The 25613-nt window shown below is 42.2% G+C and carries 25 protein-coding genes and 1 tRNA gene; 5 read left to right on the top strand and 21 right to left on the bottom strand.

The features are described 5' to 3' along the window. Positions 1–59: 59 nt before the first annotated feature. From F9K33_02690 to F9K33_02625, 14 genes are all read right to left on the bottom strand, one after another. Complete coding sequence (locus F9K33_02690; protein ID KAB2881129.1) at positions 60–527, bottom strand: Rrf2 family transcriptional regulator; 468 nt, start codon at positions 525–527, stop codon at positions 60–62. An 87-nt stretch (positions 528–614) separates the two neighbouring features. Continuing rightward, positions 615–938 carry a DUF59 domain-containing protein gene (locus tag F9K33_02685; protein KAB2881128.1) on the bottom strand — a complete coding sequence of 108 codons (324 nt, stop codon included), beginning with the start codon at positions 936–938 and terminating at the stop codon, positions 615–617. Between the two features lie 6 nt (positions 939–944). Continuing rightward, positions 945–1397: an SUF system NifU family Fe-S cluster assembly protein gene (locus F9K33_02680; protein ID KAB2881127.1), complete on the bottom strand. Its 453-nt coding sequence runs from the start codon at positions 1395–1397 to the stop codon at positions 945–947. Next, positions 1397–2656 (bottom strand): cysteine desulfurase, encoded by a 1260-nt coding sequence (locus tag F9K33_02675; protein KAB2881126.1) that lies wholly within the window; start codon positions 2654–2656, stop codon positions 1397–1399. Before F9K33_02675 ends, F9K33_02680 begins: the two co-directional genes overlap by 1 nt. 11 nt (positions 2657–2667) lie before the next feature. Next, on the bottom strand, positions 2668–3987 hold the full coding sequence (sufD, locus tag F9K33_02670) for a Fe-S cluster assembly protein SufD (GenBank protein ID KAB2881125.1): 1320 nt from the start codon (positions 3985–3987) through the stop codon (positions 2668–2670). After that, positions 3987–4745 carry a Fe-S cluster assembly ATPase SufC gene (gene sufC, locus F9K33_02665; GenBank protein KAB2881124.1) on the bottom strand — a complete coding sequence of 253 codons (759 nt, stop codon included), beginning with the start codon at positions 4743–4745 and terminating at the stop codon, positions 3987–3989. The genes sufD and sufC overlap by 1 nt, the downstream gene beginning before the upstream one ends. 19 nt (positions 4746–4764) lie before the next feature. Further along, positions 4765–6024 carry a hypothetical protein gene (locus F9K33_02660; GenBank protein KAB2881123.1) on the bottom strand — a complete coding sequence of 420 codons (1260 nt, stop codon included), beginning with the start codon at positions 6022–6024 and terminating at the stop codon, positions 4765–4767. Positions 6025–6043: 19 nt separating this feature from the next. After that, complete coding sequence (locus F9K33_02655; GenBank protein KAB2881122.1) at positions 6044–7459, bottom strand: hypothetical protein; 1416 nt, start codon at positions 7457–7459, stop codon at positions 6044–6046. Continuing rightward, positions 7456–8910, bottom strand: coding sequence for a Fe-S cluster assembly protein SufB (gene sufB / locus F9K33_02650; GenBank protein KAB2881121.1), 1455 nt, complete (start codon positions 8908–8910; stop codon positions 7456–7458). The genes F9K33_02655 and sufB overlap by 4 nt, the downstream gene beginning before the upstream one ends. A gap of 157 nt (positions 8911–9067) precedes the next feature. After that, entirely contained in the window at positions 9068–9946 is an 879-nt protein-coding gene (locus F9K33_02645) for a hypothetical protein (GenBank protein ID KAB2881120.1), read from the bottom strand. 12 nt (positions 9947–9958) lie between these two features. Then, complete coding sequence (locus F9K33_02640; protein KAB2881119.1) at positions 9959–11983, bottom strand: M1 family metallopeptidase; 2025 nt, start codon at positions 11981–11983, stop codon at positions 9959–9961. Positions 11984–11995: 12 nt separating this feature from the next. Next, positions 11996–12760 (bottom strand): polysaccharide deacetylase family protein, encoded by a 765-nt coding sequence (locus tag F9K33_02635; GenBank protein ID KAB2881118.1) that lies wholly within the window; start codon positions 12758–12760, stop codon positions 11996–11998. Further along, complete coding sequence (locus tag F9K33_02630; protein ID KAB2881117.1) at positions 12757–14157, bottom strand: hypothetical protein; 1401 nt, start codon at positions 14155–14157, stop codon at positions 12757–12759. The genes F9K33_02635 and F9K33_02630 overlap by 4 nt, the downstream gene beginning before the upstream one ends. Positions 14158–14168: 11 nt before the next feature. Then, positions 14169–14624 (bottom strand): hypothetical protein, encoded by a 456-nt coding sequence (locus F9K33_02625; GenBank protein KAB2881116.1) that lies wholly within the window; start codon positions 14622–14624, stop codon positions 14169–14171. 132 nt (positions 14625–14756) lie between these two features. On the opposite strand from F9K33_02625, the gene F9K33_02620 reads away from it, so the two are divergent. Then, positions 14757–14839, top strand: a tRNA-Leu gene (locus F9K33_02620). Positions 14840–14897: 58 nt separating this feature from the next. Here the strand turns inward: F9K33_02620 and F9K33_02615 are convergent. From F9K33_02615 to F9K33_02600, 4 genes are all read right to left on the bottom strand, one after another. Then, the gene (locus F9K33_02615; GenBank protein KAB2881115.1) at positions 14898–16664 is read right to left on the bottom strand and encodes a SpoIIE family protein phosphatase; all 1767 of its coding nucleotides are present in this window, start codon (positions 16662–16664) and stop codon (positions 14898–14900) included. A gap of 145 nt (positions 16665–16809) precedes the next feature. Beyond that, on the bottom strand, positions 16810–17439 hold the full coding sequence (locus F9K33_02610; protein ID KAB2881114.1) for a cyclodeaminase/cyclohydrolase family protein: 630 nt from the start codon (positions 17437–17439) through the stop codon (positions 16810–16812). A gap of 87 nt (positions 17440–17526) precedes the next feature. Then, entirely contained in the window at positions 17527–18270 is a 744-nt protein-coding gene (gene ubiE, locus F9K33_02605) for a bifunctional demethylmenaquinone methyltransferase/2-methoxy-6-polyprenyl-1,4-benzoquinol methylase UbiE (protein KAB2881113.1), read from the bottom strand. 171 nt (positions 18271–18441) lie between these two features. Beyond that, positions 18442–20070, bottom strand: coding sequence for a polysaccharide deacetylase family protein (locus tag F9K33_02600; GenBank protein KAB2881112.1), 1629 nt, complete (start codon positions 20068–20070; stop codon positions 18442–18444). 153 nt (positions 20071–20223) lie between these two features. On the opposite strand from F9K33_02600, the gene F9K33_02595 reads away from it, so the two are divergent. Together F9K33_02595 and F9K33_02590 are read left to right on the top strand one after the other, a co-directional pair. Next, entirely contained in the window at positions 20224–20727 is a 504-nt protein-coding gene (locus tag F9K33_02595; protein ID KAB2881111.1) for a DUF4442 domain-containing protein, read from the top strand. A 9-nt stretch (positions 20728–20736) separates the two neighbouring features. Continuing rightward, a complete protein-coding gene (locus F9K33_02590; GenBank protein ID KAB2881110.1) occupies positions 20737–21726 on the top strand; it encodes a nitronate monooxygenase in 990 nt (329 codons plus the stop codon). Positions 21727–21749: 23 nt separating this feature from the next. Here the strand turns inward: F9K33_02590 and F9K33_02585 are convergent, their stop codons facing one another. From F9K33_02585 to F9K33_02575, 3 genes are all read right to left on the bottom strand, one after another. Continuing rightward, the gene (locus tag F9K33_02585; protein KAB2881109.1) at positions 21750–22724 is read right to left on the bottom strand and encodes a hypothetical protein; all 975 of its coding nucleotides are present in this window, start codon (positions 22722–22724) and stop codon (positions 21750–21752) included. A 65-nt stretch (positions 22725–22789) separates the two neighbouring features. After that, positions 22790–23683: a rhodanese-related sulfurtransferase gene (locus tag F9K33_02580; GenBank protein ID KAB2881108.1), complete on the bottom strand. Its 894-nt coding sequence runs from the start codon at positions 23681–23683 to the stop codon at positions 22790–22792. A gap of 4 nt (positions 23684–23687) precedes the next feature. Further along, positions 23688–24158 carry a peptidylprolyl isomerase gene (locus F9K33_02575; protein ID KAB2881107.1) on the bottom strand — a complete coding sequence of 157 codons (471 nt, stop codon included), beginning with the start codon at positions 24156–24158 and terminating at the stop codon, positions 23688–23690. A 160-nt stretch (positions 24159–24318) separates the two neighbouring features. Here F9K33_02575 and F9K33_02570 point away from each other — a divergent pair, with 160 nt between their 5' ends. Then, the gene (locus tag F9K33_02570; protein ID KAB2881106.1) at positions 24319–25026 is read left to right on the top strand and encodes a PspC domain-containing protein; all 708 of its coding nucleotides are present in this window, start codon (positions 24319–24321) and stop codon (positions 25024–25026) included. A gap of 12 nt (positions 25027–25038) precedes the next feature. Then, the gene (locus F9K33_02565; GenBank protein KAB2881105.1) at positions 25039–25611 is read left to right on the top strand and encodes a hypothetical protein; all 573 of its coding nucleotides are present in this window, start codon (positions 25039–25041) and stop codon (positions 25609–25611) included. The last annotated feature ends 2 nt before the right edge of the window (positions 25612–25613 follow it).

Raw genomic sequence — 25613 nt, 5'->3', positions numbered from 1 at the left:
TTGTTTGTTTGGAGTTTGCTTTCCCGGACGGTCATGCCAAGCGTGAAATGACAGGTGACTTAAACATCAAGAGATTGAAGTATCGGAATGCTGATTTGACTTTGAAACGCTTGCTCCGACCCAAGCATATCCTGCACAGTAATCTTGTTCAAAACTTTATCAACTGCGATTTGTACTGTTTGCCATAATGACCGCACGGAACAACTGGTGTTGTGTGTACACATTTTTTCAAATCCGGTATGTTTCTCGCAAAAATCAGATTCATAAAGCCTACCGCCCAGCACAGCTAATACTTCGCCAACGTGAATTTGATCGGCTGGACGTGATAAGGTGTAACCGCCTTCATGGCCGCGAGAACTGTCTACAAATCCACCGATGCGCAAGACGCGCAACAATTTTGCGGCATTCGCTTCGCTCAATCCTTCCGCCTGACTGATCTGAGGAATGGTCAAACCACCGGACGCATGATGGCGGGCTATTTGTATTAAGCAACGTAAACCGTATTCTTCTTGCGTGCTGAATTTCATACTTTTCGCTACTTTAATTGTTAAAGAATTTTCTCATAAGAATACAGGAAACAGAATTCAGAAGAATATTCTGAATTCTGCTGCAAGCTACATCATACCCAATTCCAGGCGCGCGACATCCGACATCATCGAAGGATTCCACGTTGGCTCCCACACGACCTCAACTTTTACGTCCGTGATACCCGGAACGTATTGTATCTTATTTTCCACTTCCGGGGGGAGAGACTCCGCGACGGGGCACATAGGCGAAGTCAACGTCATCTTAACATGTGCAAACCCCTTCTCATCGACCTTAACTTCGTAAATTAAACCCAGTTCATAAATATTGACGGGAATCTCAGGATCGAAACATGTCTTCAAAACTTCGATGACCTGTAACTCCATTCCGCTGTATGTCGTTTCTTTATCCATAATTTTCTACTCCGTCGTAACGATCTTATCTTTATTATCAAGCGCTGCCCTTAAAGTATGCCATGCGAGGCTTGCGCATTTGACGCGCGCAGGAAATTCCCGTACTCCCGAAAATACGGCTAATTTTCCTAATTCCTCAATTTGCTGTTCCTCATCCATCGGGGAAGTGACCAGCTTATGAAATTTTTCAAATAATTCATCCGCCTCTTTGACGGTTTTCCCTTTTAATACGGAGGTCATTAAAGATGCGGATGATTTTGAAATGGCGCATCCGTTTCCTTCAAAACTGATATCTCTGATGAACCCGTCCTCTAATTTCAAATACAAATGCAGATGATCTCCGCACAAGGGATTGAACCCTTCTTGTGAACAGGTAGGGTTTTCAATCTTGTGGTAATTACGCGGGTTCTTATTGTGATCAAGAATGATCTCCTGATAAAGTTCGTTTGTGTTCGACATTACTTGAATACCTCCATGACCTTGTGCAGGCCTTTAACGAGCGCATCAACATCCTCTTTGGTATTATAGAACGATAAGGACGCGCGGGATGTGGCGGGAATGCCGTAAAACTGCATGACGGGTTGTGCACAATGATGGCCTGTTCGGATAGCGATACCTTCCAGATCCAATAAGGTGCCGGCATCGTGGGGATGCACATTCTCCATCACAAAAGAGATCGCGCCGGCCTTTTCTTTTGCCGTACCGATAATTTTTAATTTGTTTATCGCGGACAACTTTTCCGTTGCATACGCCATCAGTTCAGTTTCATACTCCGCGATTTTGTGAATGCCGATGCGATTGATGTAATCTACGGCAGCGCCGAGTCCGATACCTCCGGCTATGTTAGGCGTACCCGCTTCAAATTTATTCGGCAATTCAGCATACGTGGTTTTCTCAAAACTCACGGTACGGATCATATCTCCACCGCCATGATATGGCGGCATGCTTTCCAATAATTGCTGCTTGCCGTAGAGAACGCCCACGCCGGTAGGGCCGTACATTTTATGGCCGGAAAAAACAAGAAAATCACAGTCTAAATCCCTAACGTCAACCGGCGCATGTGGAATGGATTGAGCCGCATCAAGCATGACCGGAATATTGCGCTCATGAGCAAGGCGAATGATTTCTTTAACTGGATTTACCGTTCCGAGAGCGTTTGAGATATGAACAACAGATACCAATTTTGTCTTTTCGTTCAGAAGTTTGACATATTCTTCCATGATTAATTCGCCGCTCTGGTTCATCGGTATGACGCGGAGAACTGCGCCGGTTTGTTCGCATAAAATCTGCCACGGTACAATATTCGAGTGATGTTCCATGGCGGAGATAATGATTTCATCACCCGCGCGGATAAATTTTCGCCCGTAGGCGCTGGACACGAGGTTGATAGCTTCAGTGGTGCCGCGAACAAATATAATTTCTTTATTATCTTTGGCATTGATGAACTGGCGGATCTTGCCGCGCGCTTTTTCATATTCGAAAGTCGCTACCTGGCTGAGGTAATGGGTTCCACGGTGAATATTGGCGTTTTGGGCGCGGTAATAATGATGTACGGCATCAATGACAAATAAAGGCTTTTGCGTCGTGGCGGCGTTATCAAGGTAGATAAGCGGTTTACCGTGGATACGTTCCGTCAGAATGGGAAAGTCCTGGCGGATCCTTTCAACATCCAGCGGCGAACTGACACTAACAGGTATTATTTTTTGTGCGACGCTCATAGAGGTTTGTGCTAATGTTCCAGACGATCTAATAACAGGCCGTCCAAATAAGTTCTGGTTGGTTCGTGGCCGATCCGGCTGACAATTTCTCCTGCAAATGCGTATGTCAGCATATTTTTTGCTTGTTCTTTTCCAATGCCGCGCGACCGTAAGTAAAATAACGATTCTTCTTCCAGGCGCCCAATCGTCGCACCGTGTGTACACTTAACATCATCTGCAAAAATCTCCAACTGCGGTTTTGTATTCATGACGGCATCCTGAGATAACAAAATATTCTTATTGGACTGCTTGGCGTCCGTTTTTTGCGCATCGGGATGAACAATGATCTTGCCGTTAAAAACGCCGCTTGACTTGCCGTCCAGAATGCCTTTATAGAGCTCGTGGCTGTTGCAATTGGGCTTAGCGTGATGAATAATCGTACGATTATCAACATGCTGCGTGCCATGGGCCAAATAGACTCCGTCCAATGTACTTTCAATACCTTCATCATCCAAGTGAACCTGTATGACATTACGAACAAGCGCTCCGCCGGAGGTAATCAGCCTGTGAGTAAAGCGGCTATTACGGTCTTGGTGAATTTCGGTTGAACCAATATGAAATGTTTTAGTGCTTTCCTGTTGTATCTTAACATACTCAACTCTTGCATCGGCGCCGACAGCGATATCCGTGAAACTATTCGTAAAAACAGATCCATCTACCAAGCTTGCAGAGTTTTCGACGATCGATACCTGAGAGTTTTTCCCGGTTGTAATAAGATGATACGGCTGGTTGAGGTATGGCTTATTATCGGATGCCGATAAGTGTAGAATATAAATAGGTTTTTCCAAAGCCGCATGGTCTCCAATTTCAATATAAACGCCATTCATTATAAATGCGGAATTCAAAGCGGTAAAAATATTCTTGTTTGTTTTAAGCCTGTCTTGTATTCTGGTTTGAATTTTGTCAGCATGCGCAGACAAAGCGTCGGACAAACGCGTAATTGTTATTCCTTTTGGTATAACACCTGTTTTAGACAATGCCTGAGAAAATTGTCCGTCGACAAAAATCAATTGCACCGCCATATCCGCAATCAAAAACGGCTCAATGACTTCCGATGTAATCTTGCTTACATCGTTACCTGACGATGATTCAAAGGCGCTATTCAGTATGGGCTCAATATTCGTATATTTCCAATCCTCGTTTTTTGAATTGGGAAAATCCAAGGCCATAAACTGGTCAAATGCCAGTTTCCTGAAATCATGAATCGGCAGGGATTTCTGGCCGTTCAGGCTTTCTTCAAATGAGCGAAACTGTTTTTGGTACCACTCCTTATTATTTGTGATCGCTGCCATTATACCGATGCTCCTTCGGTTTCCCGAGTCCAGTCATAACCTTTTTCTTCCAGTTGCAGAGCGAGTTCTTTTCCGCCCGATTTGACAATTTGCCCGTCGACGAGAACATGAACAAAATCCGGTATGATATAATTCAACAAGCGCTGATAATGGGTCACGACAATTGCGGCATTGTCTTTGGAACGCAGTTTATTAACGCCGTGGGATACGATCTTCAGCGCGTCGATATCAAGCCCGGAATCGGTTTCATCCAATATGGACAACTTGGGATTCAATACGGCCATTTGAAAAATTTCATTTCGTTTTTTTTCGCCGCCGGAAAACCCTTCATTCACCGGCCGTTTGAGAAGGTCTTCATCCATTTCAACCAATTTCATTTTTTGTTTTACCAGCGTCAGAAAATCCATTGCGTCAAGGGGCTCTTCTCCGCGGTATTTGCGGATCGCATTCAAAGCCGTTTTCAGGAAATACGTGTTATTAACGCCTGGAATTTCAACCGGATATTGAAACGCTAAAAAGACGCCTTCCGCCGCGCGGTCTTCCGGAGACATTTCCAAAAGGCTCTTACCGTTATAAGTCACTTCACCTTCGGTAATACGGTAGTCTTCCCGTCCGGCTAGAATTTGCGCCAGCGTGCTTTTGCCGGAACCGTTGGGGCCCATGATGGCGTGAATTTCACCCGCGTTAACCTTTAAATTGACGCCGTGCAGTATCTCGTTTCCGTTAACGGACGCATGAAGGTTTTTAATTTCTAACATTTGAAATGTTCCTTTGGTTTTAATCTTGAATAATGATGGGCCAATATTGAATTCCATCATTCCTTAAACCGGATGATATATCTATATTGAATTCATACTGTGGGTATCTTCGTATCAAATTCATTGCTTCACTTTGAGTTAATGATGCGTTCTTAAGTTCCACAGTCTTTAGCGAGGGCAATAAATTCATGTCCAGAACCGCTTGAATATCAATTTCGCCCCAAAAAAACCCAGCCAAAATTAAGTTACTGGTAAATTGTGCCTGTGGAGAGTGAAGGAAAAAGTCTAATCTCTTTGCAGAATTGAAAGACACAGACATATAACGAGACTTTATCGGACGAGAAAAAATATGTTGGTAGATTTTGTCATATACATCTATTTTATTTTGGTATTTTTTTAGATCGTAAGTCATACCTGATAATGGTTTTGTAATAATTTCTTCTTTTGGCAAAGGTCCGATAAAGACATCAAAATTCTCCCATCGGGCATCATCATACACCTTAGTTAGAGATTCGCTCAATTCTGCAATAAAACTCATCTCAAGGTGTTTCAATTTGGGCATTCGCTCCCAAGGGACATTAAAGTTTAAATTAAAGGATGAAATCAAAGCGGGGAATTGCTTCGAATATTTCTTCGGATTATCCGAAATTACCAGATTTAAGCCGTTTAACTTAACGATTTTTAGTTCGGGCATTTCTTCATCACATAAAATAGTCAAGATCTCGTTAGAAAGGGAGTTGTGGCTCAAATCAAGGCTTTGTATATGCGGCCCAATTTTCCAGGATCTAATAATCTCAACATATTCCTTCCATATGAGAGAGTTTGAGATTGTAAGTTCTTTTAATTGTTTTGTATTTTCCTGTGTAAAATTTTTATAAAAAGACTTTCCGAACCCACAATCAACAATGGTTAAAATTTCCAACTGATCAGCGAAGTGGTCAAATTTCGGTGACATCGCAGATTTAATTCCATAGAAAGAGAGCTTTTTGAGTTGTCCCTGTTTAAACAAATCTGAGAATTCTTGGAATGCAGAAGTTGACAGGTCACAATGATCGAAAACAACAGATGAAATTCGACCACGAAACTCAGCTTGGGACAACCATTCAAGTGATTTTTTATTAAATGTATGTTCAACGAATACCACTTCTAGAGGGTCAGTATTTACTTTAAGGCTTGGAAAATCTTTGTTGGAATAAACTGAAATAAATGATTGTGCCATCAAGTTTGGTGGCCCAAGGATGATTCCTAGTAATAAAAAATAAAAGAGTAGTCTCTTCATTGTTTTTTGTCCTGAATTCTTATTTAAATTTTGGCACATTAAACTTTGGGATATTCAATTGATGTAGATTATATTGTTGTAAAAAGGGATTGTTCCACCATGCAGGGTTTTCAGATGGGTATTGGATCGTAATACGATGAACCCTGGTGTCTAAATGATCTCGTACTGTTAATAGTTGATCCGGCCGAATACGTGTGTTTACAAGAAAAACATCTCCGGTTCGCAATGATGATAGAATCTCTGCATGATTCACTACTTCTTGCTCTCCGAACAATGGGCTGGCCAATAATACACTTAGTTTATCTTTGTTAGGATATGAAATTATAAAGCTATCTATGTCGGCAGTCTTTGAAAAAAAATGAGTTTCAAGCGAAAAAGCTCTCGCTACAATCGAAGATGTTTTTATTTTAGACTGATCTGTGGAGCAAAAAAAATAGCCAGGGTTTTTGAGATTCAGCATTTTGTTAAAAAACGTAGTTGAATCAACAATATTATTTCCTCCCATTTTTTTTTTAAAGGAAAATTTGAATGCAAAATCTGAAGTAATATCTTTGGAGCTATATGGTGTACTATTAATCACGACAACAGGAACATGTATTCGCTCAATGTTCTTAAAAAAATCTGTTCCAGAATTTGAGAATAAGTTCTTGCTATCCGTCTCATTGGCATCAGGTACAAAACATGAAAATTCCTTAAGGTTTTTGAATGCTCCATTTTTAACTGAAACCGGGTCCAGTTCTACATAATCCATATTCAATGAACTTAATTCCTGAAATGAATCTTTATGTAACATCAATGAATCAAGGAATGTTGAAGAAATGCCGGTACCGCTTAATTCCAAATGATTTAATTTAGGCCAATCTGTCTTGGTTAGAAAACTTGCAGACATGTTGAACGGTGTGTTTTTCAAAGACAGTGATTCCAAGTTATTCAAAAATTCTTTGCAGTTCTTTATTCGGTTAATAATTTCGAGATTACGTAGATCTTCCTTTTTCTTAACTCTTGCATCAGCCAGTTTAGAATTTATTGTCAGAGTTTTTTGATTTATCCAAAAGAACTTTTTTATGTGACCCGTATTTAAGTTTTCGATAACTTTTAAGAATTCATCAGGCCCCAATTTTTCTTCACTTCCTCCGAAATATACAGTTTCGAGAGAACCAGATTGACTTCTTAATAAATCCAAAAGATTCTTGAAATTAGAATCGGTCTTGCAATCTATGACGCGTATTCCGGAAAGTTCCATTTTGGGGGAATGCGTTACATACAACTTGAAAAAATTTGAAATATCAAGTTGGTCGTCAAGATATAAATGTCTGATTGTGTCTGATTTGTCGGTTAATGTATTCAGTCGATACGGGGTTGTATTGGTTTGTCCCCACGTAAGGCTGTTTGTCTGAATGATTAAAAGTAACATCATAGACATCGTTTTCATCATCCCACGCTTCCTTCCAAACTTACGCCGAGTAATTTCTGAGCTTCGACAGCAAACTCCATCGGCAGTTCTTTAAAAACCTCTTTACAAAACCCGTTGACGATCATATTGATCGCGTCTTCAGTGGAGATGCCGCGCTGATTGCAGTAGAAAATTTGGTCTTCACCTATTTTCGATGTCGATGCTTCATGTTCCACCTGCGATGTATTGTTTTTGATTTCAATGTAAGGGAAGGTATGTGCGCCGCATTTGTCGCCGAGCAGCATGGAGTCGCATTGTGAGAAATTACGGGCCCCTTCGGCGCCTTTCATGATTTTGACGAGGCCTCGATAGGTGTTTTGCCCTCGTCCGGCGGAAATACCTTTAGAGACAATAGTGCTTTTGGTATTCTTTCCAATGTGAATCATCTTTGTTCCGGTGTCAGCCTGTTGAAAGTGATTGGTCAGCGCAACTGAGTAGAATTCGCCAACCGAATTGTCGCCCATCAGGATACAGCTTGGGTATTTCCAAGTTATCGCAGAGCCTGTTTCGACCTGCGTCCATGAGATCTTGGAATTTACACCGGCGCATTTGCCGCGTTTGGTAACAAAATTATAGATGCCGCCTTTGCCTTCTTTATCGCCCGGATACCAGTTCTGAATCGTCGAGTATTTGATCTGCGCGTTGTCCAGAGCTACGAGCTCCACCACTGCGGCATGAAGCTGGTTTTCATCACGCATCGGGGCGGTGCAGCCTTCGAGATAACTGACATACGCGCCTTCTTCGGCGATAATCAAAGTTCGCTCGAATTGGCCTGTATTCGCCGCGTTGATACGGAAATAGGTAGACAACTCCATCGGGCAACGCACGCCTTTTGGGATATAACAGAAAGATCCGTCGCTAAAGACTGCGGAATTAAGCGCTGCAAAAAAATTGTCGGTTGTCGGAACTACCGAACCGAGATATTTTTGAATAAGATCCGGATGTTCATGAACCGCCTCAGAAAACGAGCAAAAAATAATGCCGAGCTCTTTTAGTTTTGATTTGTACGTGGTTGCCACGGACACGCTGTCGAAAACGGCATCTACCGCAACGCCACTCATAATTTCACGTTCGCGGATAGGGATGCCGAGTTTATCGTACATCTTCAAAATTTCCGGGTCAACTTCATCCAGGCTTTTTAATTCTTTTTTCTTTTTGGGAGCTGAGTAATAGATAATGTCCTGGTAATCAATCTTTGGAAAATGAAGATTCTGCCAATCGGGCTCGCCTTCCTCAAGTAACTTGAGCCAATGTCGAAATGCTTTTAATCGCCATTCAAGGAGAAATGGAGGTTCATTTTTCTTTGCGGAGATAAATCGGACCGTATCTTCGTTGAGGCCCTTGGGCGCTGAATCGGATTCGATATCGGTCACAAAGCCGTATTTATACTCTTTGTTAGCTATTTCTTCAATTGTGCTAACTTCTGTATTCATAAAAACTCCCTACGGACATTTTAGTCATTAAATTTTCTAACTGAAACTAAAGTAATCAATCTATACTATTTAGTCAAGATTAAAGTGTACTATTTAATCAAGATTGAAAAAATACAAAGACCTTTCCAGAATTCAATTTCCAACAACGGTTATGAAATTACGCTGACTGAGTTTGTTCGTCTAATAAATTTTCCGATGGATTTGAAACCACCGACGCCGCCTTCCATTTCGCGTTCCATAAGAAGATTGCGCTGCTGAACATCTGAATACGTATAGCGCCGCGGAAGAAAACAAACATTTGGTGTATGATGACTATCAGAAAAATTTTCAATATTCCGTTCGCTATCAGTGCGTTGTCTGCAAGTTTGTATAATGCGAACGCCAAAACAAGCATGATAAAATTAATAAGATAAACTAAGGCAACAGACGGAACATTCTTCATAACCCAAATAAAAGATGAAAAATACGTTTTTGTTACCGCTCCGGAATTCTCTGAAATCAAGCGGATCTTTGTAATATCGGAAGTCATGATCCAAACGGCTATCAAAGCTGCAGTAATAAGTACTGCGTAACCGCCGATCATCATAAAAGCGAACGAAACAAGGCTGAGCAATAGTGTCCAGAGAAATACACGGAAAATCCTGAAAAAGAATTTACCGCTAAAACCAAAGAATGAAGTCAGAAAACTTTCTTGATCCGACGAGTTTTCGGAAACGGTCTGAATGAGCTTACCAATAATGCCTCCGGTTAAGAAGATCGTCACAAGCAGAAACAGCAGTGCTGAACCAAAAAATAGCGCGTTTGTTGTTGGTATGATAGTGGGGAAATCATTAATCATCTCAAGAAGATAAGAAATGTTAAATTGATGCAGCCATTCTGAGGCAACCTGCCGACCTCCGAAAAAAGAATTTAAACTGCGGTGAAGTGTCCAAAACACCGGAAAAGCAAATATAATCGAAAGTGCCCACAATAGGCCCATCATCTTTTTTTGTTGCAGTGTGATCTTAAGCGATCGGGCAAAAATGCTGAATATCATGGTACTCTCCGTTTAAACAATCATAATTAAAGTTTGAAACATACTTTGAAGCCAAAAAAGAAACCGCACTGTATAACGGCTAATACCGGTCAATTCTGGCTCGACAACTTTTGTATTATTAGTCAGTTTAAGATCTAAAACGTTGATTCTATCAGGATCGACACATGCTGAAACGGCTTTCGTGTTCTTATCATACGTAAACTGTTTAGGGCTGTCTTTCCCATCCCACTTTTCAACGATGGAATCGCCGTTGGCAAATCGTATTAATATAGTTGTCGGGAAAAACGCCTCGCCGTTATTTCTCACAAAAATAACGGAACGATACATCTTTTCAGAATTGGTTTTCGTACTGTCGTTTTTGCTCTCTTTTTGATCTTCAACAAATATTTTCTCTTCACTGTCTCCAAACCAACCCATTTGATCATTGATCTCAAAAACGCGAAGACCACTTACTTCAAAATCGATCGTCTTATTGGTATACACAAATTGGTCAAAATACCAATTAAGATCCTGGCCGCTCACTTCATTAACTACGGCAATAAAATCTTTGGTCTGCGGATGCCTGAATTTCCAGCGCTCAAAATAGGCGCGCATAACCTTATTCATAGTCGCTTCACCGAGATAATTTTGCAAAGTTGTGAGCAGCAGAACCGGCTTGCTGTACGCAGCCGTTTGATAAAAGTTTTCCGGAATCTTCCATGCTTTCTCTCCGACGATGCCGTTCTTAGGTCTCGGAAGATAACTCATCCTATGGTAGGCGATGGATGAAAAGTTCAGACCAAAAATATTACCGTATCCGCCGGAAATTTTTCCTTCTTTTTCATATCGTTCCAATGCTCGATGCTCGGCATAAGTCGTGAACCCTTCGTCGAGCCAGGGCTCTTCAAATTCATTATTGGCAACCAAGCTCTGAAAATAGTTATGCGCAAACTCATGAAAGGTCACAATTTCCAGAATGTTAAGCCCGATGAAATCGTTTGTTCGCGCGCTGCCAAAAAAACTTCCTGTAGTGACCAGCGTGGGGTATTCCATACCGCCGGCCGTCATACCCTCTCCCACAGGTGGATCTACTATAGTAAGATTGGGATAGGGATATGTGCCGAACCACTCGTCAAAATAATTGAACATGGCTGTGGAAGCATTGAAATACCTGTCTTTATACACCTCACGCCCTGGCGCCAGAAGATAGGTTACCTCGACTTCACGTCCTGTCGAAGCGATTTTTACTTTTTGCCTTATTTCTGTGAATTTAGATGAGGCGGTCCAAACGGCATCGATCACATCTTCCTGATGGAACGTATAAACCGATAAACGGTCCGTTTCCTTCTTTCCAACAAGCACGGCATTGGCTCCGACTACATACTGTTTCGGAACGGTCAGCTCCATATCGTACACTCCGAAGTCGGCAAAGAATTCGGTTTGTGAGTGAAATTGGTGACAATTCCAGGCGCCGTTTCTCCAAACGCCGATTTTTGGAAACCATTGACCGATCAGAAAAAAATCGTCCTTCTCGTCGCTGAATCCGGTTCGCGCATAGACACGCGGCAGCTTCGATCGAAATTCACATACGATCTGAATACTTTGTGACGGTAAAATCGGATTTGATAAGGGAATTCGGATCACCGTTTGGTCGTCGGCATTGTCATCATCGGGATGAATGAATTCGATCTTAGGTGTAAGGTCTTCACCGTCAAGCATTTTCAGCGACAATACGTCGATAAATCCCCAATCCTCTTTTTCCAGCTTGATTTCGCCGGATCGGTGATGTCCGCCGCTTTCGCGTATAAATGTAGATTTCTCATTTTTGAATGCATTCAGATATAGATGAAATTGTAATTCTCGAATGGTATCATTTGATGCATTCCACCAATTCAGAACATAGGACGCATCCACGATCTTAGTTTCCGGAAATAATCGCGCTTTCATCTCGTAATTTGCGATACGCGGACTAAGTGGTTTATCAAATATCCTAGTTTGAGAAAAAGCCGTTGTTCCGGCTGCGAATATCATCATAAATAAAGAGCATGTTTTTACCATAAAAATCTCCGTTTAGCCCAGTTTATTATTCTTCGTATTGTTGGATTCTAGAGATATTTTAAACATTTCGGACAGCGTTACGAATTCAAATCCTCTTTGTTTCAGCGTGGGTATAATTTCTTTAAGCGCGTCGACGGTTTGACTACGGTCGACTACTTCCGTATTGCCTCCGTCATGTAATATGATAATAGATCCGGCCTGAGTGCGCGAAAGAATTCTTTTTACGATTTTGTCTTTACCCGGGCGATGCGGATCCCGCGGATAAACGTCACCGACAACAGTTCGATACCCGGATTCTTCTATTACATCCAATACCCGTTTGGAAAAGAGGCCCATCGGCGGCCTAAGAAATCGGGGATTCTGTCCATTAAGCCCGGAAAGTAGCTCATGCGTACTTTGAATTTCACGCTTAATTTCATCGTTAGATAACCGCACCAAAAGTTGGTGTGAATAAGTGTGGTTCGCTATTTCATGACCGGAATCAACTATAGACTGAGCTAAGTTGGGGTGATTAGACAGATGCTTACCGATAAGAAAAAAAGTGGCTTGAACAGAATATTCTCTTAGAATCGCTAATATTTGCGTTGTGTAAAGAGGGTGCGGCCCGTCATCAAAAGTCAGCGCGATTCTTTTTTCGTCCGTGTGATTTCTCCACACAACACGCTTGATGAGCAAACGTCCCAATCGTTCAATAGAGGCTTTATAACTCATGTCGCTTAGCGTAGATTGAATAAGTCCGCCATCAAAAAAATTATGGAATCGCGAACGGATGCTCATGGCTTTTTTTGGCCTTGTATGATTGCAACGTATTCGGTTTTCACCGTATTCATCTCATTAATCAAAATGCGGCGTTCACGTCGCATTTTGTTGATCAACCGGCGATTAGTAAATAAGACAAATGAAAAGCTTATAAGTTCCTGTTCTTCCCTGAGATCCTGCGTATAAGCCAGGGCAAATAATCCGGAGGTCGGAAGGCTTGTAAAATACGCCACAGCCCAAGAGGTTCCAAGAAAATAAAACACGGTAAACGTCTGGATCGTATAAAAGAATAAGAATGCAGGCCCACCGGCAAATAACAACGCGCTCAGAATCTTCGTGCGCTCATGCAGAAATTTTTTTGCCGCGTAAATGGCAATACCGTGAGGAACAAAATTGTTAACTATTCCATATAGTGCTATCGGTAAGCCCAGCAGCGCTAATATAAACTTCCTGGCGCTTCCTGCGAGAATCTTGGAGAAAACGGTTTTTTCCTGAAGCATCGCATCGCGCAGATTTAACCTCATGAGTTTTCGTTTATAGGCTGAAATGCGGTCCTGCATGGCCTGAACACGGCCGGGCTCACGTTTGTAGTAATAATCTACGCATTCGGCTATACGCTGAGTTATAATAAATTCTTCTACGTTATCCGATAAATGCGGAGGAATGAGAGAGGCATCGCCAATAAGCTCCTCTTTGAATATGAGTTCTACATCACGAACGAGATCGTCCAGTTCAATATGCTGCAGATTAACCGTGATCTGCTCAAGTTGGTTTTGAATTTCGTTAGTAAGCTGCTGAACGGCCTCCGTAGGATTATTCAGATTGAGATTGCTGTATGAACTAAGATCAATTGGTTTACCGATATTTACCAGCACACGGCTTCGAAACCGGCTTCGCGAAAAAAAATGTAATCCGATCGGAATAACTTTGACGCCCAATTGATAATTGTTTCGCGCTTCCGTTTCCAGGATAATGCGCGCGGCGCCGGTTTTGACCTTCTTAACCTGCCGGAGCATGTCGCTCGTGCCTTCCGGAAATATGCCGATAGTTTGTCCTTCTTCGAGCGCCTGGTAACACGCATCGAAGGAAGCCGTATTGTCCTGAAGTTTGTCCGAATGCTCGCCTTTTCGAACGACGGGAATAACGCCGCAGCTTCGGAGAAATCTATTCGCCAGCGGATGTTTAAACAGTCCTGAGTGGCCTATGTAATTAACTTTACGCTTGATTGCTACCCCGATAACGAAGGCATCCATGATCGAATTTGGATGATTGGCAACAAACACTATAGGCCCTAAATTGGGGATATTTTCGGCGTGCCGTATTTCAATTTTCCTGAAAAAAATGGCCATCACAATCTTACCGATAAGACGGATGAATCGGTAGAGAAAGGGCTTTGGTTCAGGTTTGAAGTTCATAAATACCTATCTTATTTAAAAAAATAACGGACACCGATTGCGCCATTAAATGTGAAATCGGTTTTCGGAATGAGAACAAAAACCGGAACTAACTCGATAAAAATATCAACGGGAGCGGTTGCAAACAAGTAATCCAGGCCTACCGGTCCTCGCATGCCTATAGCTTTTTTGTCGTGAAGCCCGATGAGCCCACCCATGCCAAAATAGACAGGGAGTTTTCCCGACTGAACAGTAATCAAATTGTATTTGTGAATCAAAAAATCTCCATGCACCTGTATGCCACCGTTCTTTCCCAAGTCCCATGCGGCTGCGGCATCAAAGGCAGTGTTTGGCGACATCCACAATTTCCCATTAATACCGGTCGGATCGCCAACAATGATACCAAGTCCAAACCCGTGGTCTTGAGCAGATAAGGAGCGAAGTGACAAAGAAATAAGACATATAAAACAAAAGGTTGACTTTAGCATGAAGAACTCCTGAATGCTTTATAAACAAATAAATTATATCTGCCTTGTTTTTCGAACTATATATTTTTCATAAAAAGAGTATTGAAACTTCATTATTTTTTCTCTATCTTGCAAGCGCTTCTTTAAATACCTGCCGAGGTGGTGAAATGGCAGACACGCTAGTTTCAGGTACTAGTGCCCGCAAGGGCGTAGGGGTTCAACTCCCCTCTTCGGCACAAAGAATTATGATTTTATATTAGTGAAATTAAGAAGGGAACAAAAAGTTCCCTTTTTCTATTTCAGCGTTTTGATCACAACAACGGTAATATCGTCGGATTGGGGAGCATTGCCTTCGAAATCTTTGACAGCCTGCGCGATGAATTCCGTGCATTCTTTTGCGGACAGGCCGGAATGGGTTTGAAGTAATTTTTCCAGGCGTGGTTCTTCGAATTGTTCCTCTTTTTCGTTCATGGCCTCTGTAACGCCGTCGGTGAACATCACGATTTTTTCATTCGGCTGAAGACGGATCGTTTCGAATTCATAAGGCACATCCGGCATAAGCCCCAGCAGAAGGCCGCCCTTGTCCAGTGTTTGCAAAGATCTATCTGCCTTGACCCAATAAGGCGGATTGTGGCCGGCATTAACGTAAGTAAATGTTCGATCCTTGATATTCAGAATACCGCCGAAAAAAGTGATGAATTTATCCGACGTCGTATTGGCATGAATAATATTATTCACTTTCGCTACCAGTTGATCGAACGCCTTGACTTCAGTGCTGAGCGCAAGCAAACTGGCCTGTACATTACTCATCAATAAGGAGGCGGGAATGCCTTTTCCTGACACGTCGGCGATAGCGACAATATAATTTTCCGCATCGACTTTGATGACATCAAAATAATCGCCACCGACCTGCTTTGAGGAAATATTAACGCCATAAACTTCGAATGTTTCCAGGTCGGGGAAAAACTCAGGCAATAGGCCGATCTGGATATTCCGCGCTACAAGAAGTTCCTCCTCCAGACGTTTTCTTTCCAATGAATCTTCGAATAGCCAGGCATTTTCAAGCGAGATCATAGCCTGGTTTCCAAGTGTATAAAGAAAATCCAGTTCTTCTTTAGTGTACGTTTTTTTTGAAATTCGTTGTCCTAATAGCAGAATTCCTTTCGTGCGATCCTGCGAAAGCATAGGCACGACTGCCATGACATCATGCCCTGACAATTCGGAGTTTAACTTATTTGTCTCGGCATCTTCAAGGGTATAGGGTTGAGTTATCTTAAACAAAAGTTCCAACGAAGTCTCTCCAATATCCATATTGGGAAAAGATCTTTTTTCTAATGTTTGCACGGTGTCATGGCGGCGCACGAAGATCACAAATTTATTTAACATCATTTCACCCATCAGGCCGTAGGATAACAAGCGCGCAATCTTTCCTGATTCAAGAGTTGCGTTGAGTTCCTTCCCGATGTCAAAAAGTGTGTTAAGTTCCTGGATTTTTTTATCCAGCCGGGCATTGACTGATCTTAGTTCTTCAAAAACAATACCGTTCTGAATACTGGTTGCGGCGATATTCGCGATAGAGGACAGAAATTCGATTTCGCTCTCAATATAATTTTTGCCGATAAGTTTTTTACCGAATGCCACGAGTCCCAGAACGTCGTTGCGCAGCATGATCGGAACGAATAATTTGATATCAAACTGTGTAAAAAACGAAAGCCACGGATATTGACTGTCTTTTAATTCTTCGATGAGAAAGGGTTTAAGCGGGAGTTCGGAAAGTGCGATTTTTTTTCCGATTAAGTCGCGTGCAAGGCCTTTGAGTGTGAATATTTCATATTGGTCGTCGCCGCGATGCAGAAGAAAAATCCCTTTATTGATCATCATTCTCCCCATCGGGGACAAGAGGATATTGTCCACGATCGAGGTCAAATTGAGCGACGAGTTCAATAACTGGCTTATTTCAAACAATGCAGAGAGCTCAAGCAGTTTCCGGTCGACGTCATCCTGAACTTCGCCTTTGATCAATGCTTGTTTATCGTGTTCTCTTTTTTCGAAATCGTCCATTACAACCGGTCTCTCCACTCGTTTTTAATCTTGTCCTTACGATCGCCCAGCTTCTTCTTCTGACGGCGGCTGATATAAATCATATATGTAAAAATAATTAGCCCAAAAAAGATGGCCACTATGTTAAGAATATCAGAAGTCATATTCAGGCTAAGTGGGATTCGACGTGGTCAATGACCGCTTTAGTTTTTGTGTCAACTTCATCCATGATCGTTGCGGCTTCGAGTCTTATTTTTTCGATGAAGCCTGTATCTTTAAGCGAGGTTAGATTAATTTTTACATTATAGTAGGCTCCACGGCATCCTGCGCGAAGCAAAAGTGCGGCGACGCCCGCATCGCTGAGAGCATTGGTGTTGCCGTTGTGGGCCACATAGTCGCTAAGATCAACCGCCTCGCGGCACACGTTCATCACGTCAAGTGGAACCATCGTAGCTTCTTTGGTGGCCGATTCAATGGCGGATGTACGCGCCGTTTTCTGTTCGTCCGTTTCTTTGGGCATGGCAAATGCGCTCATGACCAGATTAAACGCGTCGGTGTCTTTGTCGATGAGTGCGGTTAATTTGGATCTTAATTTTTCAGAATGATCGAGTGTCGATTTTATATCATTTTCAACCGCTGCGTATTTTTTCTTACCGATCGTCAAATGACTCACCATAGCAATCAAAGCTGTTGCCAACGCACCCGCCAATGCGGACACGCTGCCGCCGCCCGGAGCCGGGGAAGGGGAGGCTAATTCATTCAAAAATGCCGACACGTTCTTTGTAATAAGTGACATAAAACATTTCCCATTTAATTATTCTAAGGCAGATGAATTCATGTAAAACAGAGATAACTGCAAATTTTTAATTTTCTCTTTTTGAAGCTACAGTTTGATTCCGCAATAAGCCGTAACGATACCGAATGACATATCAAATACACGCACGTCTGTAAATCCGGATTGTTTCATTACATTTACGAAATCGCCGCGCTCCGGAAAATTCAACACGGAATGAGGTAAATAATGGTAAGCCTCCTTATCCGATGAGATCATCGACCCAATGCGGGGCAATACATACAAGAAATAGAATTGATACAGTTGCTTAATGACCGGCCATGTAGGCTTTGAAAACTCAAGAACGACTATCACTCCGGAATTGGTCAGCACACGCGCCATTTCATTCAATGTTTTTTGAATATCTTCCACGTTGCGGATACCAAACGCTATCGTAGCTGCATCCATTGATTCGTTTGGAAGGGGTAAATTTTCTCCTTCGCCGCACACCATGGCAATAGAATCTGCCACATCTTTTTTTATTATTTTTTTATTCCCAACCCTAAGCATGTTGAACGATAAATCAACTCCAACAACTTTTCGGGCGCCGCGTTTTACCGCCATGACGGCGATATCACCGGTACCGGTAGCAAGGTCAAGAAGGCGCGGGTTCATATTAAAATTGATCAGCTTTAGCGCCTGATGACGCCAATAAAAATCAATGCCCAAACTAAGGAAATGATTCAGAAAATCATAACGTGAGGCGACCTTGTCGAACATATTCTGCACGTATTTTTTCTTTTCGAACGGCGAAGGCAGGTAGGAAGATTCTGAACTGACTCTATCGGTGCTCAATATGGAAACCCTTTTTGCATAAGCAGTTACAACAGCAAAAAGGTAGTAAAGAAATTACTTTTTTGCCAACGAAAAAAACAAAGAGTAATGAGGCTGCATAATTCAGGCCGGTAAAAAAAATTTGAGCGCACTGCACAGATGTAAGTATTTTAAAAAGGACTGGCAACGCAGTTATTTTATGTCATCGAGCGTTTTGAATTCGTAGCCTTGTTTTCTGAGATCCTTGATTATGGAATCCATTGCCTCGGCATTATCTTTGGATACCGCATGCATAAGCACAATGACGCCGTCACGGGCGCCTTTTACTATTTTGTTGTAAGCAAATTCTTTTCCGCGTTGAAGATTCGTGTCCCAATCGTCATAGGCCAGGCTCCAGAATATAGTTCTGTAGCCTAAAGATGAAGCAACGGCGAGGCTGCGGCGGCTGAATTCACCGCTCGGCGGACGGAAGTAGATCATTTTTTTCTCAAACAAATCAAAAAAATCACGTTCCAGTCCTAGAATTTCATTTTTAGCATCCCGGGCGGATAACTGCGGTTGACTCAGGTGATTAGCCGAATGATTTCCAATAATATGGCCATCCTTGATCATTCGTTCCACGACTTCCGGAGCCTGCTTCAGATATCCTCCAGTAATAAAAAAAGCGGCCTTAACTTCGTTTGATTTCAAAATATCGAGAATTTTGGGAGTGTATCCGTTTTCGTATCCGCAATCGAATGTGAGATACATATTCTTACCCGGTTCCGTATTTTCATAGATTGCGTGATATTGGTTAAGCAGGTCTCTGATAGGTTGCGAAATATCCTGTTTACGCCAGGACCAGCCGAAAGGAATGCTCGGCAGTGAAGCCAGCTTTTTATCTTCTGCTAATTTCTGCGGGTCATCTTCCTTTTGATCTTTAGCATCTAAAGACTGAAGGTAATAAGCAAATGCATCAATACCCTGAACGATAGCGCCGGCGATCTCATTCTTATTTTTAAGCATTTTTTTTAGGTCGGCTTCATTACTGGCAAAACCCAATTCAATCAGGACGCCCGTATCCATTTCCCGCAGTACTTTGTAGTCACGTTCGATAATGCCGGTGATGTTTTGACCCTGACCGTGCATCTGCATGATCTGACCGAGCGTTCCGCGAATAAATTCCGCAAGTTTTCTGCTGCGGTAATTATGGTCTTCCTTAATGTATAGCTCAGTTCCGTGAACGGACGGATGTTCAAAATTATTCCAATGCAAGCTGACAAATAACACCTTTTTATTTACATCGGTACCGAACTTTCGCGCGCGCGCGGCGCGAGTGTGAATAGAAAGCGAGGAATCGTTGGCTGCCGTTTTTGTTAATTTGATGCCTTGATAACCCTCACTGATCAATTTTTTCTCGATTAATTGTGCGTATTCCCACACAATATCTTTTTCAAAATATTCGATGCCGTCCAGCGTTGCCGAAAATCCTTTATCAACGTATTTTGTTCCGCCGTGTCCTGGATCTAAAACGATGACGTAATGGTCATTAATGAATTTATTCGGCAGTTGAACACCGCGGCGAATAGTTCTACGTGCTTCAAGTAAGATATCCTGAATGGCTCCAGTGACCATATTATTCGTGTCCACTCCGACTTGTGTTTTAACGCTATCCTGAGTAATCCGTAGGCTATCCTGATCTAATTGCATCAAATGGCCGTACGCTTCGAGCGGATTAACCGCACTCGTTATGCATACCGATATGGCAAGCATTGCAATGGCTGTTTTTTTAATACCATAATTGTTCGATAAACGACTAATTGTAGAAGAGGGTTGGAGCATCTTGATTGTTAGCAATTTTGTTAATCTCAATTTTTACAAAAATTTCGTTAAACATAATTCATATTCGTTAGCAAATCAATTGAATTTTATTCTCTTGAAAGTTCAAAAATAAATGAACTAATTGTATTTGAATGTAGGCCATGCCAAATTTAAATCAAGGTACACCTTATGCCGGAACACAGAAATAAAAACGATATTCAGCGTCGATGGGATGCCCTAAACAAGATTCCATTTGGTAAACGCATATTTGATCTAATGATAAAACTTTATATCCCGTACACGGGAAGTATGTCGGCGCATGTTCAGGAATTAAGGCCAGGATATGCAAAGGTCTGCCTGCGCGACCGGAGGAAGGTAAGAAATCATCTGAATTCGGTTCATGCAGTAGCGCTTGCCAATTTGGCCGAATACACCGGTAATCTGGCGCTCGTGTGCGGCATGCCGGAAGATGCGCGTTTTATTGTTAAAAATATTTCTATCGACTATTTAAAAAAAGCCCGAGGCACCTTGACGGGCGAGTGCCAGGCGCCGATAGTCTCAAATAATCAGAAACAGGAGTTTTCAGTCTACGTGACAATTAAAGATTCCGAGGGCGATGTCGTGGTCAACGGAAAACTTCTGACGCTGATTGGCCCGATTAAAACTGATTCTAGATAGGATGAAATTATGGCTATCGATACTATTTTTACAAAACAGGCCGGTGTGCAGTTTCCCATTATGTGCGGAGCCATGTACCCGTGCAGTAACCCCGCACTCGTTGCCGCCGTTTCCGAAGCCGGCGGATTGGGTATTATTCAGCCTCTGTCATTGACGTACGTGCACGGTTACGATTATTTGGAAGGTCTTCGGTATATAAGACGATTAACAAAAAAGCCGCTTGCTCTGAATGCAACGGTTGAAAAATCGTCAAAGATATACGAAGACCGTATGCGGAAATGGATTGATATTGGAATCGAAGAGGGAATTCGTTTTTTTGACACGTCCCTGGGAAATCCAAAATGGATTGTTGAAAAAGCGCATGCGGTAGGGGGTGTCGTCTATCACAAGGTGACAGAACGAAAATGGGCACTGAAGGCAGTTGAAGCCGGTGTGGATGGTCTCATCGCGGTAAATGACCGTGCCGGCGGTCATGCGGGCAATCATGATCTGCGAAGGCTGTTGGACGAAATTCGCGATCTGGGACTTCCAGTGATCTGTGGCGGCGGTATAGGCGACGAAAATGATTTTGTGGAAGCTTTGAACATGGGATATTCCGGCGTGATGATGGCAACGCGATTTATTGCCTCGGAAGAATGTACGGCTCACGCCGATTATAAGAAAGCCATTATTAACGCGGATGAGGACGATATTGTTCACACGGAACGCGTTACGGGCGTTCCTTTGTCGGTGATACGTACGGAATACGTTGATAGGGTTGGAATTAAAGCGGGGTGGTTAGCGCGAACTTTGTTGAAGCACCGGCAGCTAAAAAAAATTATGCGCCTGATCTATGCGTTACGTTCACTTCGGCAACTAAAAAAATCTTCTCTGAACGGAAAAATGTCATCGAAAGATTATTATCAGGCTGGCAAAAGTGTGCACGGAATCCATTCCATAGAAAAAACAGAAAAAATTATTCAAGATTTTGTGAGAAAGGCATTGTTGACTAACAGTTGAATTGCCGAAAGTGGATTAAGTCGTTATTGAAGCCGAATACCGTGTTCATTGAATAAAAATAGACCAAAGCGGGTACCGATCCATTTATTGTTTTGCTGATCAACTAGTATTGCTGTGATTTGATTCGACGGCAATAGGGTATTAGCCATATCATAAACCGTCCAACGCTTTCCATCAAAATCAGCAATGCCCCCTTCATAAGTTCCAAGCCAGACATGTCCATTTCTATCAAATGCTAGATTCGTTACATCACTATTTGGAAGGCCGGAATTTAATGTGTTGTAATTTTTCCAGGATGTACCGCTGACCAGGTTTAATCCTCCGCCTTCACCAATCCATATACGATCGTCTTTATCAACCGCAATATCGAATATATAAGGGCTTTGCATTACCGTGTTAGTTGTATTATAAACCGTCCATTTCGATGCATGGTAGACGCCAACACCATTACCCCAAGTTCCAACCCATAACTTTCCACTTTTTGTTAAGGCAACTGATGTTACCGTATTGGATGGTAATTGTGAATTGTCGGTGTTGTAGTTTGTAAAATTCTCACCGTCAAAAAAGGCGACGCCATCAGAGGTTCCAATCCACATGTTCCCTTGCGTGTCAATGGCGATGTCGGAAATTGTATTACTTGGAATACCTGAATTTTCCATATCAAAAACACTCCAATGTACTCCATCAAATCTGACTAAAGCGCTGTTTCCGGCTCCAATCCATATGCATTGACTATCGTCTGCAGCAAGCGTTATAGCATGATTGTGAGGTAATCCTGAATTTTGCGTATCGTAAAGAGTCGTATCGGTATTGGATTTGTCAAAACGTACGAGTCCATAATCTGTTCCAATCCAAATATAGTCGCCAACTTCCAAAATGGAATAAACCTTTAATTGTTGCAATGGGTTTTGCCATTCAGGTTCACTTATCTTGGCGCTATCACAGGAATATCCTGCAACCAATAGAAATAGATACAACGTTGTGATTAATTTGTTCATATGATTTTGAATTAACGGAACTAGGCTACCTACGAGAGCGGAGTTGAAAAGTTGCCTGGGCGATCTTATAACCCAACGTATTCATGGTGCTCAGCATCTTCACAGGCCTTTGAACACGAGCGGCGGTGCGTTTTTTCACATGATTCACACAAAAAAAAGCGGACATGGCAGTCGAGGTGAGCGCAATTAACAAATCGGTCTGTAATGGTGCTGCAGTAATAACATTTTGAAATTAATTTTTCTTCTGCTGTGAAATTAGCACGAACGGCCATGCGTTCGTCAAACACATAACACTTCCCGTCAAATAGCCGGCCTCTAACGTCGGGATCTTTGGAGTAATTAACAATTCCGCCGTGAAGCTGGCACACGTCTTTGAATCCTTCCTTTAAAAGAAATCCGGAAAATTTTTCACAGCGAATTCCACCAGTACAATAGGTCAAGATTTTCTTATCTTTCAGTTCACTTAAATTCTTCCTGACCCACTCCGGAAATTCTTTAAAAGCCTCAACATTTGGGCGAATAGCTTTTTGGAAATGCCCTATGTCGTATTCGTAATCATTGCGGGCGTCAATGATGATTGCTTCCGGTTCCTGCATGGCCAGGTAAAATTCCTTTGGCTCTATATATTTTCCGGTTAGGTCGTTTGGGTCGATCGTGTCCAAACCAAAAGTAACAATTTCTTTGCGCGCTTTTACCGAAAGTTTTTTAAAAACGTGACCCTCCGATCCATCGATTTTGAATTCCATATCTGCAAAACGATGGTCATGGCGCATCAGGGCGATGTACGCATCGGTTTGCTGTATCGTGCCGGATAAAGTTCCGTTGATGCCTTCGGGAGCAACAATAATTCGTCCCAGGAGTTTTAATGAATTGCAAAAATCCAAATGTTCCCGTGCAAAAACATCCGGATTTTCGATTTTAACAAATTTATAATACAATAGAATACGGTACGTGCTCATAAAATTACTTTTTATAAGCTTTGATTATCTTTTGTTGTTCCAACGGACCGTCAGATGCATTGGTTTTTACGTTCTCAATTTTTTGCACGACATCATAACCTGCGACCACTTCACCGAAGATAGTATGTTTGTTATTTAGCCAGGTCGCCGGTGCCGTTGTGATAAAAAATTGGCTTCCGTTGGTTTTTGGTCCCGCATTGGCCATTGCAAATAAGCCTTGGCGATTAAAAGTAGCCGACGGACTGAATTCATCCTCGAAGGGTTTCCCCCAAACCGATTGTCCGCCGCGTCCTGTTCCAGTGGGGTCACCGCCTTGTATCATAAAATTTTTGATGACCCGATGAAAAATAATTCCATCGTAATACCCTTTTTCAACCAGCTTCTCAAAATTTTCGCTGGCCTTTGGAGCGATCTCCGGCATGAGTTTGACCTCAATAGTTCCTTGCGTAGTTTCTAAAACAATAGTCGTAGACATATTCTCTCCTTTTTGTTTGTTTAAGCGACCGCAATATACATGATATTGTGTAACCGAAAAAGTATTTTCTAAAAAAACTTCGTCATTTTCGAATAGAAGCATGCAACAATTTTTAATATATATCGTTCAATTATCCAACATGTAGAAAGGAAGAAAGAACATGGAAGAAAATACCAACCGGACTGAAATGCCGCACAAACTATTTAAATCGCGGCACGATAAGATGATTGACGGCGTTTGCGGCGGACTAGCGGAATATTTTGGAATGAGTTCCGCTCTCGTGCGCGTACTATTTGTGCTCTTTGGCTTTTTTGGCGGCACAGGTATTGTTGCCTATATTACAGCCATGATTCTTGTTCCTGCAAATCCTGACCATTCGCCGGCTCACAATTTATCTGAACAAGAAGCTCACGATATTCAAAACAAAAGAAATGTCAATTATAGCTTATTCTGGGGTATTGTATTGATTCTTCTTGGCGGAGTCCTGTTTTTGGACGTTCTGAACATTTTCGAGTTTAGGCGATTCTGGCGTCATTTTGACTGGGATTTTGTGGTTCCCGTTGCACTGATTGCCGTCGGTATATTCCTGATCGCCTCCCGATCCAAGTTAAGAACTTTTGAAGATAATGTAAAGGAAGCCGGTGCGTCATCTGAATTCAAAAGAAACTCACATGACAAGAAAATATGGGGTGTCTGCTCAGGGTTAGCCAATTACTCGCACATGGATGTATCTATTATACGCATCCTATGGGTTGTATTGACTTTCCTCACATTTCCGATAGGAATCCTCGCGTACCTACTTATTGCGATTTTAACATCGGATGAAAGTAACAATAGGATTTTCGGATCCAAAACAGTTAATCCCTAAAGGAAAAACGCTATGGAAACAAATGTAACGAATTCTGCCTCAGAAAATATTCAATCCGAAAATGCCGGAATGATCGTTCGAGAGAAAAACCCACATAAATATTTGATGCTTGGGTTATGGCTTATCGGACTTGGAACGGTTTGGCTTTTGTGGAATGCGCATCTGATCCGCTGGGCGGAAATCGAACGATTCGGATTTATCATTTTTGGGTTATTTTTATTGGCCAGAACTGTAGTTCTCAAGAAATATAATCTTTTTTGGGGCGGTACTTTCTTGCTTATTGGGTGTTTTCATGTGTATCTCGATAACGTCGGCGATTTTCGTATGCGCGAGCTTTGGCCGATGTACCTGTTGATCGCCGGAGGGATGTCTTTAGCCAATTTTATAGTTAATCTTAAACGGTGGTTTTCGCTCGTAGCCGGTTTGTTTTTGCTCGTATTTGGCGGCGTTTATATGTCGCAGACTTTTTTTATGATGCCCTATGAACTTATTATGTGGACGAAGTTATATTGGCCATTGACATTTGTTGTCGCCGGCCTTATACTTGTCGCAATAGCCATTATTAAAGGCCGCAGAATAACATAGAG

It is taken from the genome of bacterium, assembly GCA_008933615.1.
Classification (GTDB): Bacteria; CLD3; CLD3; order SB21; family SB21; genus SB21.
The sequence above is the reverse complement of the archived record's forward strand: the minus strand, read 5'-3'. Positions and strand labels throughout refer to the sequence as shown.

Excerpts from the sequence above, each read along its gene's own strand:
- F9K33_02600 (KAB2881112.1), bottom strand. The coding sequence starts at position 20,070 with ATGCTCCAACCCTCTTCTACAATTAGTCGTTTATCGAACAATTATGGT.
- F9K33_02675 (KAB2881126.1), bottom strand. The coding sequence starts at position 2,656 with ATGAGCGTCGCACAAAAAATAATACCTGTTAGTGTCAGTTCGCCGCTG.
- F9K33_02645 (KAB2881120.1), bottom strand. The coding sequence starts at position 9,946 with ATGATATTCAGCATTTTTGCCCGATCGCTTAAGATCACACTGCAACAA.
- sufD (KAB2881125.1), bottom strand. The coding sequence starts at position 3,987 with ATGGCAGCGATCACAAATAATAAGGAGTGGTACCAAAAACAGTTTCGC.
- F9K33_02660 (KAB2881123.1), bottom strand. The coding sequence starts at position 6,024 with ATGAAGAGACTACTCTTTTATTTTTTATTACTAGGAATCATCCTTGGG.
- F9K33_02570 (KAB2881106.1), top strand. The coding sequence starts at position 24,319 with ATGGAAGAAAATACCAACCGGACTGAAATGCCGCACAAACTATTTAAA.
- F9K33_02610 (KAB2881114.1), bottom strand. The coding sequence starts at position 17,439 with ATGTCACTTATTACAAAGAACGTGTCGGCATTTTTGAATGAATTAGCC.
- sufB (KAB2881121.1), bottom strand. The coding sequence starts at position 8,910 with ATGAATACAGAAGTTAGCACAATTGAAGAAATAGCTAACAAAGAGTAT.
- F9K33_02590 (KAB2881110.1), top strand. The coding sequence starts at position 20,737 with ATGGCTATCGATACTATTTTTACAAAACAGGCCGGTGTGCAGTTTCCC.
- F9K33_02580 (KAB2881108.1), bottom strand. The coding sequence starts at position 23,683 with ATGAGCACGTACCGTATTCTATTGTATTATAAATTTGTTAAAATCGAA.
- F9K33_02575 (KAB2881107.1), bottom strand. The coding sequence starts at position 24,158 with ATGTCTACGACTATTGTTTTAGAAACTACGCAAGGAACTATTGAGGTC.
- F9K33_02690 (KAB2881129.1), bottom strand. The coding sequence starts at position 527 with ATGAAATTCAGCACGCAAGAAGAATACGGTTTACGTTGCTTAATACAA.
- F9K33_02615 (KAB2881115.1), bottom strand. The coding sequence starts at position 16,664 with ATGGACGATTTCGAAAAAAGAGAACACGATAAACAAGCATTGATCAAA.
- F9K33_02585 (KAB2881109.1), bottom strand. The coding sequence starts at position 22,724 with ATGAACAAATTAATCACAACGTTGTATCTATTTCTATTGGTTGCAGGA.
- sufC (KAB2881124.1), bottom strand. The coding sequence starts at position 4,745 with ATGTTAGAAATTAAAAACCTTCATGCGTCCGTTAACGGAAACGAGATA.
- F9K33_02680 (KAB2881127.1), bottom strand. The coding sequence starts at position 1,397 with ATGTCGAACACAAACGAACTTTATCAGGAGATCATTCTTGATCACAAT.
- F9K33_02625 (KAB2881116.1), bottom strand. The coding sequence starts at position 14,624 with ATGCTAAAGTCAACCTTTTGTTTTATATGTCTTATTTCTTTGTCACTT.
- F9K33_02565 (KAB2881105.1), top strand. The coding sequence starts at position 25,039 with ATGGAAACAAATGTAACGAATTCTGCCTCAGAAAATATTCAATCCGAA.
- F9K33_02655 (KAB2881122.1), bottom strand. The coding sequence starts at position 7,459 with ATGATGAAAACGATGTCTATGATGTTACTTTTAATCATTCAGACAAAC.
- F9K33_02635 (KAB2881118.1), bottom strand. The coding sequence starts at position 12,760 with ATGAGCATCCGTTCGCGATTCCATAATTTTTTTGATGGCGGACTTATT.
- F9K33_02685 (KAB2881128.1), bottom strand. The coding sequence starts at position 938 with ATGGATAAAGAAACGACATACAGCGGAATGGAGTTACAGGTCATCGAA.
- F9K33_02640 (KAB2881119.1), bottom strand. The coding sequence starts at position 11,983 with ATGGTAAAAACATGCTCTTTATTTATGATGATATTCGCAGCCGGAACA.
- F9K33_02630 (KAB2881117.1), bottom strand. The coding sequence starts at position 14,157 with ATGAACTTCAAACCTGAACCAAAGCCCTTTCTCTACCGATTCATCCGT.